This window comes from Peptoniphilus ovalis (assembly GCF_018919265.1).
In the GTDB taxonomy this organism is placed as follows: Bacteria; Bacillota; Clostridia; order Tissierellales; family Peptoniphilaceae; genus Peptoniphilus_A; species Peptoniphilus_A ovalis.
In genome coordinates this window covers 43,460-55,584 of sequence record NZ_JAHLQO010000005.1, presented here as the reverse complement: position 1 = coordinate 55,584, position 12,125 = coordinate 43,460, and the positions used below count along the sequence as shown (strand labels likewise).

The following is a 12,125-nucleotide window of genomic DNA, read 5'->3' as shown; positions in this document are numbered from 1 at the left end:
ATTTTAATAGTAGAAATATTTTTAAAGATTCAGATTTAAGACAAAAATAAACTTTACGGGCTTTCCATTTTTGACTGACTACAAAAGTTGGACCAGAGAAATTATATGCTAATCTCTTTTTTAACTTATTAATTTCAAAACTATATTAATTATTTTAAAATCTCAACGAGCTCAATTATATCATCTATTTTATAATCTGCTTCTTTTCCTTCATCCTCTTCACCAAAGCCATATCTTGCAAAGACTGAAGGAATTTCATTATCTACTGCTGCCATAATGTCATGGTATCTGTCGCCTACAAAAATTATTCCTTCTTTCATATGTTTTCTCTCGCTTCGCAAGATATCTTCTTTTGGAATATATTTAAAGGCCTCTCCAGTGTAATAATCTTTAAAATATTTTCTTATATTATAAGCATCAAGTGCCTTTTCTAAATATCTAATCCTACAGTTTGAAAGAATATATAAATCATAATCTTTATATAATTTTTCAAGCACTTCAATAGTTCCAGGGTAGAGCTTGCCGACAGTATCCATATAATCTTCCATACCAGTTCCAACTTTATGCATTGCCTTTTCAATAAGTTCTCTTGGAGCATCTTTTGCTATTTGGTTGTAGGCAAAGTCTGGTTTTTCTCCAAGGAATTTTTTAATATTTGAGGCAGTGGGAGAGAAGTCTTTTGCAAAGCCTTTTTCTTGCAACAACTCTACTCCTGATGCAAAAGCTGGCTGGTAAATTTTCATTGTGTCGTGAAGGGTGCCATCAAAATCGAAGACTATACTTTTTATCTTATTCACGAATTTCACCTAATAAGTTTGCCATTTCAATTGCAGTTGTTGCTGCATCGAATCCCTTGTTGCCGGCTTTAGACCCAGCTCTTTCAATTGCTTGTTCAATATTTTCTGTTGTTATAACTCCAAAGATTATTGGCACTCCAGTTTCAAGAGAAGATTGTGCAACGCCCTTTGCAACTTCTGATGATACAAGTTCGTAGTGAGTTGTAGCTCCTCTTATTACTGCACCAAGAGTAATAACTGCGTCATATTTTTTTGTAAGGGCAAGAGATTTTGCTGCGATAGGGATTTCAAAAGATCCTGGAACCCATACAACATCTATTTCATCGTCTAGAACTCCATGTCTTTTAAGTCCGTCTAATGCTCCATCAAGTAGTTTTGAAACTATGAATTCGTTAAATCTTGCCAACACAATGGCGTACTTTTTGCCTTCTGATTTTAAATTTGCACTGTAAACTCTCATTATATCCTCCATTATTTTGTTACTTTATCTTTAAATTCTGACAACATGTGATTCATTTTTTCAGCCTTAGTTCTCAAATAGAACTCATCATGTTCAGTTGAGTGAATTTCAATTGGCACTCTTTCTTTTATTTTCATTCCAAATTCTTGAAGTGAATAAACTTTGTCTGGATTATTTGTAAGAAGGCGAAGCTCTTTAACTCCAAGGTCTTGTAAAATTTGTGCACCAGTTGAATAGTCTCTTGCATCTTCAGGAAAGCCTAGAGCTAAATTTGCTTCCACAGTGTCCATTCCTTCATCTTGTAATGCATAAGCTTTGATTTTATTTACAAGTCCAATTCCACGACCTTCTTGACGCATGTAGAGAAGTATTCCACGACCTTCTTCATCAATTTTTTTCATAGCAAGATGAAGTTGATTGCCGCAGTCGCATCTGCTTGATCCAAAGCAGTCGCCAGTTAAACATTCTGAGTGAACTCTTGTGAGCACATCCATGCCATCTCCAATTTCTCCTTTGACAAGGGCTATGTGATGTTCTCCAGTAACTGTGTCAATGTATGCATGAGCCATAAAATCTCCAAACTTAGTAGGAAGTTTTGCTTCTGCGACTTTTTCTACTATTTTTTCATGTCTTTTTCTATAGAGAAGAAGTTCTTCAGTTGTAGTAATCTTCATATTTAATTTTTCTGCAAGCTTAAATAAATCTTCACCACGCATCATATGTCCATCATCTTGCATAATTTCACAGCATAGTCCAACTTCTTTAAGTCCTGCAATTTTAAGTAAATCAACAGTTGCTTCAGTATGTCCGCGTCTTACAAAGATGCCATCTTTTTTAGCAACTAGTGGGAACATATGTCCTGGTCTTCTAAAGTCCTCAGGTTTTGCGTCATCTTCTGTCATCTTTCTTGCTGTTAAAGCTCTTTCCCAAGCTGAGATTCCAGTAGTAGTTTCTACATGGTCAACAGAAACTGTAAATGCAGTTTCGTGATTGTCAGTGTTGTCTGCTACCATTTGTGGAAATTCAAGCTTCATTGCGTATTCTCTTGACATTGGCATGCATATCAGACCTTTACCAATTGATGCCATTATATTTATGCTTTCACCTGTTACAAACTGTGCAGCTTGAATAAAGTCGCCTTCGTTTTCTCTGTCAGGCTCATCTGTTACAATTATCATTTCGCCATTTTTCAAAGCTTCTACAACTTCTTCTATAGTATTTATTTTCATTTTGTCTCCTTTCAAAAACCATTTTCTCTCAAGAAATCCATAGTGATTTCTTTTTTATTTTCAAGATTTAAAAAACTGTAGACATATCTTCCGATTATATCTGTCTCAATATTTATCTTGTCGCCAACTTTCTTACTTGATAGAGTAGTTTCCTTAACTGTTGTAGGAATAATTGAAACTTCAAAATTATCCCCTTCAACTTTTGAAACTGTAAGGCTAATACCATCAAGAGCAATGGAGCCTTTCTCTACAATGTATTTAGAATTTTCTCCTTTAAAATTTATTCTATAAACAACTTCTCTGTTGTTATTAATAATATTTGTGATTTCTCCAACTCCATCAACATGACCTTGGACTATGTGTCCGTCAAGTCTTTTGGAAGGGGAGAGTGCTCTTTCTAAATTTAAATTTGCACCTTTTTTCAAATCTTTAAAATTTGTGGAGTTAATTGTCTCAAGCATCACTTCTGCTTTGTAAAAATTTTCTCCCATTTCTGTAACTGTTAGACAAACGCCATTTGTTGCAATGGAATCGCCATATTTTGTTCCTTCTAAGACTTTTTTGGCGCTCACTTCAAGAGTGTATAAATCACTTTCTTTTTTTATGGAGTTTAAAGTTCCAATTTCTTCTATAATTCCTGTAAAAATATTAATCAACTCCAGTTACTAAAATATCTCCAAACATTGTCTCAACTTTTATATTTTTAAGGCGAATGCTCTCTTTTAATTTTTCAATATTTAAATCTCCAATTGCTGAAAGACCTTCATTTCCAATAATCATTGGAGCTATAAAGAAATAATATTTATCTACAAGTTTTTCCTTAATCATTGAAGCATTAAGAGTTGCTCCACCTTCAAGTAAAATTGAAGAAATGTCGTAATCCTTTAATTTATTCATCAAGTCAATTAAATCAACTTGACCATTTTTTTCTTCACAAATTAGTATCTCGACATTTTTTTTATTTATTAATCTTTCATAGTTGTTTCTGCCACAATTTTTTGTAGTTGCAACAATTGCAATTGAATCCAAATCATTTCTTAAGACATTAGAATTTTCTGGGATTCTTAGTTTTGAATCTAAAATTATTCTAATTGGATTATAAGGATAATCTCCATATCTAACGTTTAACGTTGGATTGTCAGCTAAAACTGTGTTAATTCCAACCATAATTGCGTCGAGTTTACCTCTTAATTCATGAGAAAACTTTCTTGAATAATCTGATGTAATCCACTGAGATTCTCCAGTTGATGTAGCAATTTTTCCATCAAGTGTCATTCCAGCTTTTAAAACTACATAGGGTCTATTTTTCTTAACATAAGTAAAAAATCTTTCGTTGAGTTCAAGGCATTCCTCTTCAAGAACACCTTCTACCACTTCGATTCCATTTTCTTCAAGAATTTCTACTCCTCTGCCAGAAACTTCCTTGAAGGGATCAGTCGTGCCAATTACTACTCGAGCAATTTTTTCTTCAACAATTCTATTTGCACAAGGTGGAGTCTTTCCATAGTGAGCACATGGCTCGAGGTTTACATATAATGTTGCTCCTTCAAGGGAATGTCCCTTAGATTTAGCATCTTCAATTGCATTGACCTCGGCATGGTTTTTTCCAAATTCCTCGTGATAACCCTCTCCAATAATCTCATCGTCTTTTACAATTACACAGCCTACAAGGGGATTGGTCTTAGTTTTACCAAAGCCGCACTTAGCAAGGTCAATTGCCCTTTGCATATAAAAGCTGTCGTTAAAATTTATTTCCATAAAACCACCTACAAAAAAAGAGCCCCAAAAACAGGGCTCATGAAATACAAATATAATAAATATAAATCTTCTTTCATCCAGACTATACTGTCGGTATTGGAATTTCACCAATTCGGCTTTCGCTCGCGGACTTTACCGCCGGTGGGGAATTACGCCCCGCCCTGAAGAATGATTATTAATTTTAATTTCAGCTATATAAATGTCAACTAAAGATTTAATACAGCTGCTAAATTAATGATAGCACTAAGAAAACATTTGTCAAGACTATATTATTTAGTATTTTTTACAATTTCTAAAACATCTTCAAAAACTGTATCAATGTCTCTATCAGCGTTGACTATATAATCAGCATAGGAAGTTAAATCTTCTAAAACTGAAAGTCTTTTCTTAATGTCATTATAATCGTCATCTCTTTTTTTTATTCTTTCTTCTAAAACTTCTTTTGAACATCTAAGATAAATGCAAATTGCCTTTGGAAATTCTTTTTTTATTTCCACTACGCCTTCTTTATCAACTACAATTACGCAGTCCTTTGAATAATAATTTTCTTCAAAATCTTTTTTAAGAGTTGAATAAAAATTTCCCACATAATTAGTCGTGCCAATAAATTCTCCAGAATCTTCCATTTTTTTAAATTCATCAAGACTTATAAAATTATAATCAATTCCATTTATTTCTGATGTCCTTGGTGCTCTTGTTGTATAAGTTGTAATTTTATTTAAGCCTCGAGATAAAAGAGCACTTGCTATTGTACTTTTACCTGAGCCAGAATGTCCTAATAATAAATAAATCATTTCTTCTCCTTTTAATTAATTTATTAAAGTATAACAGAAAAAAGTTTAATGTCGACTTTACAAAGGAAATTTTTTAGAGTAATATTAGTTAGATAAATCTTTAGTAATGGAGGTAAAAATGAAACATTTAATTGAGCCCTTAGATTTTACAATAGAAGAATACGAAAAATTATTTAGTCTGGTTGATGATATTATTGCAAAACCCGAAGAGTTTTCTCATTTCTGTGATAATAAATTATTGGCCAGTCTTTTTTTTGAACCATCAACAAGAACAAGACTTTCCTTTGAAACAGCTATGGAAAGACTTGGTGGAAAGGTAATTGGATTTTCTGATGCAGGAGTTAGCTCATCTACAAAAGGTGAAACTTTAGCAGATACAATTAGAGTTATAGAAAATTATGCTGATATTTGTGCAATGCGTCATCCAAAAGAGGGAGCAGCACTACTTGCATCAAAGGTAGTAAAGAATATGCCAATTATAAATGCAGGAGATGGAGGACATGAACATCCCACACAAACTCTTGCTGATTTAATTACAATTAGACATTATAAGGGTAGGTTTGACAATTTAACTATTGGATTTTGCGGGGATTTAAAATTTGGAAGAACAATTCATTCCCTTGCAAGAGCCTTAAATAGATATAAAAATGTGAAATTTATTTTTATATCTCCTGAAGAACTAAAGATGCCAGAAGTTTTTAAACAAAATATAAAAAAGGAAAATTATAAAGAGACAGATAGCCTAGTTGATGTTATTGGAGATTTAGATATACTTTATATGTCTCGTGTGCAAAAGGAAAGATTTGTATCATCAGATGAATATGAAAGGTTAAAAGATTTCTTCATATTAGATAGAGAAAAATTAAAACATGCAAAAGATGATATGATTATTCTTCATCCACTTCCAAGAGTAAATGAAATTGCACCAGAAGTTGATTCTGATGAAAGAGCAGTTTATTTCCAACAGACAAAATTTGGAATGTTTGGCAGAATGGCACTTATAATTACACTTTTGGAGGCTAAAAATGATTAATGTTTCAAAAATAAAAAAAGGAATTGTACTTGATCATATTGAAGCAGGAAAGGCGCACATACTTTACAGAGCCTTAAAGCTAGATGAAGTTACTGACACAGTTGTAATTATGCAAAATATTTCCTCAACTTCCATGGGAAAAAAAGATTTAATAAAGATAGAAACAGATTACGACCTAGATTTTACAGTGCTTGGACTTATTGCGCCTTATACTACAGTTAACTTTATAGAAGAAGGCGAAAGAGTTAAGAAAATTAGAATGGAGATGCCTGAAGTTGTAGAGGGTGTTCTTCATTGCAAAAATCCAAGATGTATTACAAATAGTGAAAGAGAAATTCCATCTCACAAATTTTATCTCTATGACAAGGATAAAAAGGAATATAGATGCGAATACTGTGATAATTTAACTACTTATGGAGAGTGAAATGGCTAAAGTTATTGAACATATAGATGTATGTAAGGATTATTATATTATTAGGACGGACTTAGATGTAAAAGTTTATCCAGGGCAATTTTTTATGTTAAGAGCCTGGGGAGATTACCCAACTTTATCAAGACCAATTTCAGTTTATGACAAAACTGATGGAGTTGATTTTTTAATCGAGAGAAGGGGAATAGGAACAGAAATTTTATACAACTTAAAAGAAGGTGATGATATAACTTTATATGGACCCTATGGAAATATGTTCTATCCAAATGTTGACGAGCTTGCAATGATTGGTGGAGGAGTTGGAGTTGCACCTTTTCATTTCTTGATTAAAGAAATATTAAAATTAAAACACGAGGCAAAACTAAAACTCTACATTGGCGAGAGAGAAGAGCTTGATCTTGAAAATGCCTTTAAAGATGTAGAGTGCGAAATAATTATTAAAAAGGGCGGATTTATCACTGACATCATTGATTTTGAAAAGGACAAGTTGATTTATGCATGTGGTCCTGAAATTATGATGAGAAAAATTGTTGAATACGGAAACGCAAAAGGCTGCAAGACTTATGTGTCACTTGAAAAGAGAATGGGATGCGGCCTAGGAGCATGTCTGTCTTGTACATGTGAAACAACAAGAGGAAGAAAGAGATCTTGTAAAGAAGGTCCTGTGTTTAAAGGAAGTGAATTAATTGGATTCTAGATTAAAAGTTGATTTAGCGGGAATTGAACTTAAAAACCCAATAATTATGGCGAGCGGGACTTATGGATATGGCGAAGAATTTAAAAATTATTACGATCCAAAAATTTTAGGAGGAATTGCTTCTAAGGGAATTACAAGATTTCCAAAACCAGGAAACACTGGAACAAGGATTTGGGAAACTCCAAGTGGAATACTAAATTCAATTGGACTTGAAAATCCTGGAGTTGAAGAATTTGTAAAAGACAAGCTAGAAAAAATGAATTCTCTTGGCACAAAAATTTTTGTGAATCTTGGCGGAAATACTGTTGAAGAATATGTTGAAGCAGTTGAGATTTTAAATGATTATGAATTTGACGCAATTGAATTAAATATATCTTGTCCCAATGTCAAAGAGGGCGGGATGGCATTTGGAATGGAAGTAGATTCTGCTGCAAATGTTGTAAAAAAAGTGATGAATGTGACAAATAAAAAAGTATTTGTAAAGCTTTCACCAAATGCTGGAGATATTGTATCAATTGCAAAGGCAGTTGAAGCAGAGGGTGCAACTGGTATCTCACTTATTAATACTGTTCTGGGAATGGCAGTTGATGTTGATAGGGAAGAAATAGTTTTTGACAATGTTTACGCAGGACTTTCAGGACCAGCAGTAAAACCAATTGCCTTAAGAATTCTTCATCAAGTTGCAAAAGAAGTTTCAATTCCAATTATAGGAATGGGTGGAATTTCAAATTACAGAGATGTTTTAGAATTTTTAATGGCGGGAGCAACTGCTGTTGAAGTCGGAACTTATAATTTTATGAATCCAAATGCAGGCCAAAAGATAATTAATGATTTAGAAAACTATTTAAAGGGTAAAAATAAAAAAATTGATGATTTTATAAAAAAATTAGTTTAATATAAGTAAATAATTTGCAAATTCTATATATAGAAGTCCTAAAATATTTAGGGCTTCTTTTTCTTTAAGAAGAATTTTAATAATTTACCCCAAAGAACTTCATTGCACTAAAATATTAAGTTTAATTATTTGTCAAATTTTGATATAATATTTATATAATAATCGCAAATAAGTTTAAGAGGGAGGGAGTTTGAAAGCGATTTTATAAAAAATTATTTATTAGGAGATGATTTTATGAATTTATTTGACATTCTTAATAGTAAATTGCTTTATATTTTAGTAGGAGCAGGTCTAGTATTTATTTTCTGTTTATGTATATTCTTCTGCAAAAGAGCAATGACTAGAGCAAAGGAATTAAATATCTCTGATGATAAAATTAAATCAGCAATTAGAACATCAGTAGTATTTTCAATAGTTCCTTCAATTTCAATTATTATTGGACTTATAACTTTAGCACCACTTCTTGGTGTGCCATGGCCTTGGTTTAGACTTTCAGTAGTAGGGTCTCTTCCATATGAACTTTCAGCAGCTGACCTTTCAATTAAGGGAGCAGGATATGCAAGTTTCGAAGACTTTATTGCAAATGGTGTTCCTAGTGTAATTGGAGCAATAATGTTTGTAATGAGTATTGCTATAATGGCTGGAATGGTTTTCAATATTTTCGCATTAAAAAAAGTACATACAAGCGTACTTAAGGCAGGAGAAAAAGACACTCCATTTATGGATTTAGCACTATCAGTTCTTATCATTGGAATGATGTCTGTATTTGTTCCAATTCAAAGTGTAAAATCTATTATTCACTTATTGACAATTATTGTCAGTGCAATAATCACAGTTGTTTGTTCGAAAATCGCAACTAAATATAACATTTCTTGGCTTAACGACTTTACAATGTCCTTCGCACTTATAGGCGGTATGGCAGCAGCTGTTATATTTACTAATATGGGAATAGGAGGCTAATTATGCAAATGTCAACTTATATGAGAAATACTTATAGATATGGTATTATCGCAACAATCTTATCAATGACAGTTATGCTTGGTATTCCAGCAATTATGTGTACAGCTTATGGAATGTGGCCACCATTTTCACTTGTAATGAGTGTTGCAGGACCACTTCTTGCACTATATGTACCAGCTGCTTTATCTGAGCAACTTTCAATGGTTCCAATCGCAGGAACAACATGTTATTTAAACTCAATTTTAGGAAATGTAATGAATATTAAATTCCCTTGTTATTTATCAGCAATTGAAACAGTTGGAGCAACTCCAGGAACTGAAGAAGCTGACGTAATGGGAATGATCGCAGTTACTATTTCAGGTATGGTTACTATGATTATAGTTGCACTAGGGATGGTTTTGCTTGTTCCTTTAAAACCAATTCTTGAAACTGAAACAGTAGGAATTGCAACTTCTTATATTCTTCCAGCACTTTATGGAAGTATGGGAATTTCTGCATTTATTTCAACTTCAGCAGGAAGTAAATATTCTGCACCTAAAAAACCACTTATTGCAATTACAGCTCTAGCTTTAGTATATGCTTTTAACTTCTTAATTATGCCACTTGCTGGAAAAGAAGGATATGCAATGCTTGTAATGCTTATAGTTACAGTTGCTATATCTTATGCATATTATAAAGCAGGAATTGTTAAACTATTTAGAAAAGAAAAGTAAGGTGATTTAATGGATAAATTTTTAGAAGAAGTTATTGATTATGGAAAACAATTTACTGATGAAGGTAAACTTGTAGACTATATAGCAATCCTAAAGGATGCAGATAAGCATGCACTTGGAGCATGTATTATCGATGAAAATGGTAAAGTTCACGAAGCTGGAAGATCACAAGAAGAATTTGCAATTATGTCAATTGTAAAAGTTGTGCTTTTTGAAATTGTTCTTGAAAATTATAAACTTTCAGAAATTGAAAAATACATTGGACTTGAAGGTTCATCAAAACCTTACAACTCAATTCTTGACTTAGAAGCTGAAGGCGGAAAGCCAGTAAATCCTTTTATTAACGCTGGTGCAATAATGTCTTCATATTTAATTTACAAAAAGTTTAAAGATAAGTCTATCGATGTATTGATGGAAAGAATAAGAATTCTTATGGACAATGAAGAACTAACTCACAACCAAGAACTTTTAGATACAGTAAAATTTGGCGGAGAAAACAATCTTGCACTTGCTTGGATTTTAAAGAAACACGGATACATTGACAAAGACACTTCAGTAGATGATGTTCTTTACATTTACAACTTAGCCTGCTGCATTATGGTTGACACAAGAGACCTTGCAGTATTTGCATCAACTATGTCAAGACATGGTAAGGGCCTTAATGGAGACCAAATAATTAAAAAGGAAAATGCAAGAATATTAAGAACTCTAATGGCAATATGTGGAACATACGATTTTGCTGGAGAATTTGCAGTTAAAATTGGTATTCCTGCAAAGAGTGGAGTTGGTGGAGGAATAATGGCAACAACTAATAAAGATATTGGTGTTTGCGTATTCTGCCCAGGTTTAGATAGTTTTGGAAATTCACTAGCAGGAGTTAAAATGCTAGAAAAAATATCAAGAGAATTGGATCTATATTACTATTAATATAGATCCAAGGTATATTTTAAAATATTAATTTTAAGGAGGTATTTTATGACAGGAGCAATGTTTACGACTTTATTTCAAAGTATAGCTTTCTTAGCACTTTTTTTATTAATAGGATTCTTTTTGAGAGCTAAAATCAAAGTTTTTCAAGAAACTTTTATACCTGCCAGCGTAATTGGTGGTTTTATTCTACTATTACTAGGACCAATTGGATTTGGTATTTTGCCAATACCAGAAGAGTGGATTAAAATTTGGTCACTAATCCCTGGTATACTTATAGTTCCAGTTGTTACAGCAACACCACTTGGACTAGACTTAGGTGGAAAAGATGCAATGAAGAAATTCAAACCAGCAGTTCCACTATTTTTTATAATGTTTGCAGCTTATTACTTACAAAATGCAATAGGATTTGGTACAAATGTACTTTTTAGATCCATTGGACAAGATTTATATGACACTTTTGGTTGGGAACTTTGTATAGGATATACTGGTGGTCACGGAACTGCAGGTATCCTAGGCAATATGTTAAATGAACTTAATATTCCATATTGGGAAACTGCACAAGGCGTTGGTATAACAATGGCAACATTTGGTCTAGTTGGTGGTATACTTATAGGTATGGTACTAATTAACTGGGCCGCAAGAAAAGGTGAAACTGCAGTTCTTGAAGAACCTGGAGATATTCCTACAAATATAAAAGTCGGATATGAAAGGGATATTAATAAGCAAGGATCTCTTGGTAGAGAAACAACTAAATCAGCATCAATGGATACTATTACATTCCATACATCAGTTATTTTCTTAGGATGTTTAATTGCCTATGGACTTCTTGCATTAGCAAAGAGATTTGACATTCCTGGATTTAAATCAATTTCAGTTTGGGCATATGGTATCTTAGTAATGTTCTTTATTTGGTGGGTTATTAGAAAATTAAACCTAGAATTTTTAATTGACTCTAATGTAAAGGGAAAAATTACTGGACCACTTACTGAGTTTGCAGTTATAGGAGCAGTTGCTTCATTGCCACTCGATACAGTATTCACATACCTTGTACCAATTTTAGTAATGGTAGTTCTAGGTTATATAGGAACAGTGGGAATTTTATTATTCTTATGTAAGAGATATTTAAAAGTTGACTGGTTCGAACACATGGTAGCAACACTTGGAATGAGTACGGGTGTATTCTTAACAGGTTTACTTCTTCTTAAGATATGCGACCCTGAGTCTAAGACTACAGCTCTTGGTAACTACTCAATTTCATTTTCTATAATTTCAGCAGTTACTTTTGCAATTATGCCAGCAATATTAAATATAATTTTAACACAAGGACCTGGTATGGCACTTGTACTTACTACAGGACTTACAATTTTTGGTATCGTAGCAACTATGGTATCATCTAAGATTTTATTAAAGGATTAATAATTTAAAGAAA

The 12,125-nt window shown here is 32.7% G+C and carries 14 protein-coding genes and 1 riboswitch; of the genes, 8 read left to right on the top strand and 6 right to left on the bottom strand.

Going from position 1 to position 12,125, the window contains the following annotated elements; translation table 11 throughout:
* Positions 1-149: 149 nt before the first annotated feature.
* The 6 genes from KQI68_RS07750 to KQI68_RS07725 form a co-directional block, all read right to left on the bottom strand.
* On the bottom strand, positions 150-797 hold the full coding sequence (locus tag KQI68_RS07750) for an HAD family hydrolase (RefSeq protein WP_216549566.1): 648 nt from the start codon (positions 795-797) through the stop codon (positions 150-152).
* Complete coding sequence (gene ribH / locus KQI68_RS07745) at positions 790-1,257, bottom strand: 6,7-dimethyl-8-ribityllumazine synthase (protein WP_216549565.1); 468 nt, start codon at positions 1,255-1,257, stop codon at positions 790-792. Before ribH ends, KQI68_RS07750 begins: the two co-directional genes overlap by 8 nt.
* 11 nt (positions 1,258-1,268) lie before the next feature.
* Positions 1,269-2,486, bottom strand: a complete 1,218-nt coding sequence (locus KQI68_RS07740; RefSeq protein WP_216549564.1) for a bifunctional 3,4-dihydroxy-2-butanone-4-phosphate synthase/GTP cyclohydrolase II — start codon at positions 2,484-2,486, stop codon at positions 1,269-1,271.
* An 11-nt stretch (positions 2,487-2,497) separates the two neighbouring features.
* Positions 2,498-3,133, bottom strand: a complete 636-nt coding sequence (locus KQI68_RS07735) for a riboflavin synthase (protein ID WP_216549761.1) — start codon at positions 3,131-3,133, stop codon at positions 2,498-2,500.
* Between the two features lies 1 nt (position 3,134).
* Positions 3,135-4,244: a bifunctional diaminohydroxyphosphoribosylaminopyrimidine deaminase/5-amino-6-(5-phosphoribosylamino)uracil reductase RibD gene (ribD, locus tag KQI68_RS07730; RefSeq protein WP_216549563.1), complete on the bottom strand. Its 1,110-nt coding sequence runs from the start codon at positions 4,242-4,244 to the stop codon at positions 3,135-3,137.
* A 61-nt stretch (positions 4,245-4,305) separates the two neighbouring features.
* Positions 4,306-4,417, bottom strand: a riboswitch (FMN riboswitch).
* 96 nt (positions 4,418-4,513) lie between these two features.
* A complete protein-coding gene (locus tag KQI68_RS07725; RefSeq protein ID WP_216549562.1) occupies positions 4,514-5,038 on the bottom strand; it encodes a guanylate kinase in 525 nt (174 codons plus the stop codon).
* 118 nt (positions 5,039-5,156) lie between these two features.
* Between KQI68_RS07725 and pyrB the strand changes: the two genes are divergently transcribed.
* The 8 genes from pyrB to KQI68_RS07685 all read left to right on the top strand — a co-directional run bounded on the left by pyrB (position 5,157) and on the right by KQI68_RS07685 (position 12,112).
* Positions 5,157-6,071 (top strand): aspartate carbamoyltransferase, encoded by a 915-nt coding sequence (gene pyrB / locus KQI68_RS07720; protein ID WP_216549561.1) that lies wholly within the window; start codon positions 5,157-5,159, stop codon positions 6,069-6,071.
* Positions 6,064-6,495 carry an aspartate carbamoyltransferase regulatory subunit gene (locus KQI68_RS07715; RefSeq protein ID WP_216549560.1) on the top strand — a complete coding sequence of 144 codons (432 nt, stop codon included), beginning with the start codon at positions 6,064-6,066 and terminating at the stop codon, positions 6,493-6,495. The genes pyrB and KQI68_RS07715 overlap by 8 nt, the downstream gene beginning before the upstream one ends.
* A gap of 1 nt (position 6,496) precedes the next feature.
* On the top strand, positions 6,497-7,198 hold the full coding sequence (locus KQI68_RS07710; protein WP_216549559.1) for a dihydroorotate dehydrogenase electron transfer subunit: 702 nt from the start codon (positions 6,497-6,499) through the stop codon (positions 7,196-7,198).
* Positions 7,188-8,093: a dihydroorotate dehydrogenase gene (locus tag KQI68_RS07705; protein ID WP_216549558.1), complete on the top strand. Its 906-nt coding sequence runs from the start codon at positions 7,188-7,190 to the stop codon at positions 8,091-8,093. The genes KQI68_RS07710 and KQI68_RS07705 overlap by 11 nt, the downstream gene beginning before the upstream one ends.
* Before the next feature lie 234 nt (positions 8,094-8,327).
* Positions 8,328-9,053, top strand: a complete 726-nt coding sequence (locus KQI68_RS07700; protein ID WP_216549557.1) for a DUF5058 family protein — start codon at positions 8,328-8,330, stop codon at positions 9,051-9,053.
* Positions 9,054-9,055: 2 nt separating this feature from the next.
* The gene (locus KQI68_RS07695) at positions 9,056-9,766 is read left to right on the top strand and encodes a hypothetical protein (protein WP_216549556.1); all 711 of its coding nucleotides are present in this window, start codon (positions 9,056-9,058) and stop codon (positions 9,764-9,766) included.
* Positions 9,767-9,775: 9 nt separating this feature from the next.
* Positions 9,776-10,693 (top strand): glutaminase A, encoded by a 918-nt coding sequence (gene glsA, locus KQI68_RS07690; protein WP_216549555.1) that lies wholly within the window; start codon positions 9,776-9,778, stop codon positions 10,691-10,693.
* A 48-nt stretch (positions 10,694-10,741) separates the two neighbouring features.
* Complete coding sequence (locus KQI68_RS07685; protein WP_216549554.1) at positions 10,742-12,112, top strand: sodium/glutamate symporter; 1,371 nt, start codon at positions 10,742-10,744, stop codon at positions 12,110-12,112.
* Positions 12,113-12,125 lie beyond the last annotated feature (13 nt).

Excerpts from the sequence above, each read along its gene's own strand:
- KQI68_RS07710 (WP_216549559.1), top strand. The coding sequence starts at position 6,497 with ATGGCTAAAGTTATTGAACATATAGATGTATGTAAGGATTATTATATT.
- KQI68_RS07725 (WP_216549562.1), bottom strand. The coding sequence starts at position 5,038 with ATGATTTATTTATTATTAGGACATTCTGGCTCAGGTAAAAGTACAATA.
- glsA (WP_216549555.1), top strand. The coding sequence starts at position 9,776 with ATGGATAAATTTTTAGAAGAAGTTATTGATTATGGAAAACAATTTACT.
- KQI68_RS07715 (WP_216549560.1), top strand. The coding sequence starts at position 6,064 with ATGATTAATGTTTCAAAAATAAAAAAAGGAATTGTACTTGATCATATT.
- ribD (WP_216549563.1), bottom strand. The coding sequence starts at position 4,244 with ATGGAAATAAATTTTAACGACAGCTTTTATATGCAAAGGGCAATTGAC.
- KQI68_RS07740 (WP_216549564.1), bottom strand. The coding sequence starts at position 2,486 with ATGAAAATAAATACTATAGAAGAAGTTGTAGAAGCTTTGAAAAATGGC.
- KQI68_RS07700 (WP_216549557.1), top strand. The coding sequence starts at position 8,328 with ATGAATTTATTTGACATTCTTAATAGTAAATTGCTTTATATTTTAGTA.
- KQI68_RS07695 (WP_216549556.1), top strand. The coding sequence starts at position 9,056 with ATGCAAATGTCAACTTATATGAGAAATACTTATAGATATGGTATTATC.
- KQI68_RS07685 (WP_216549554.1), top strand. The coding sequence starts at position 10,742 with ATGACAGGAGCAATGTTTACGACTTTATTTCAAAGTATAGCTTTCTTA.
- pyrB (WP_216549561.1), top strand. The coding sequence starts at position 5,157 with ATGAAACATTTAATTGAGCCCTTAGATTTTACAATAGAAGAATACGAA.
- ribH (WP_216549565.1), bottom strand. The coding sequence starts at position 1,257 with ATGAGAGTTTACAGTGCAAATTTAAAATCAGAAGGCAAAAAGTACGCC.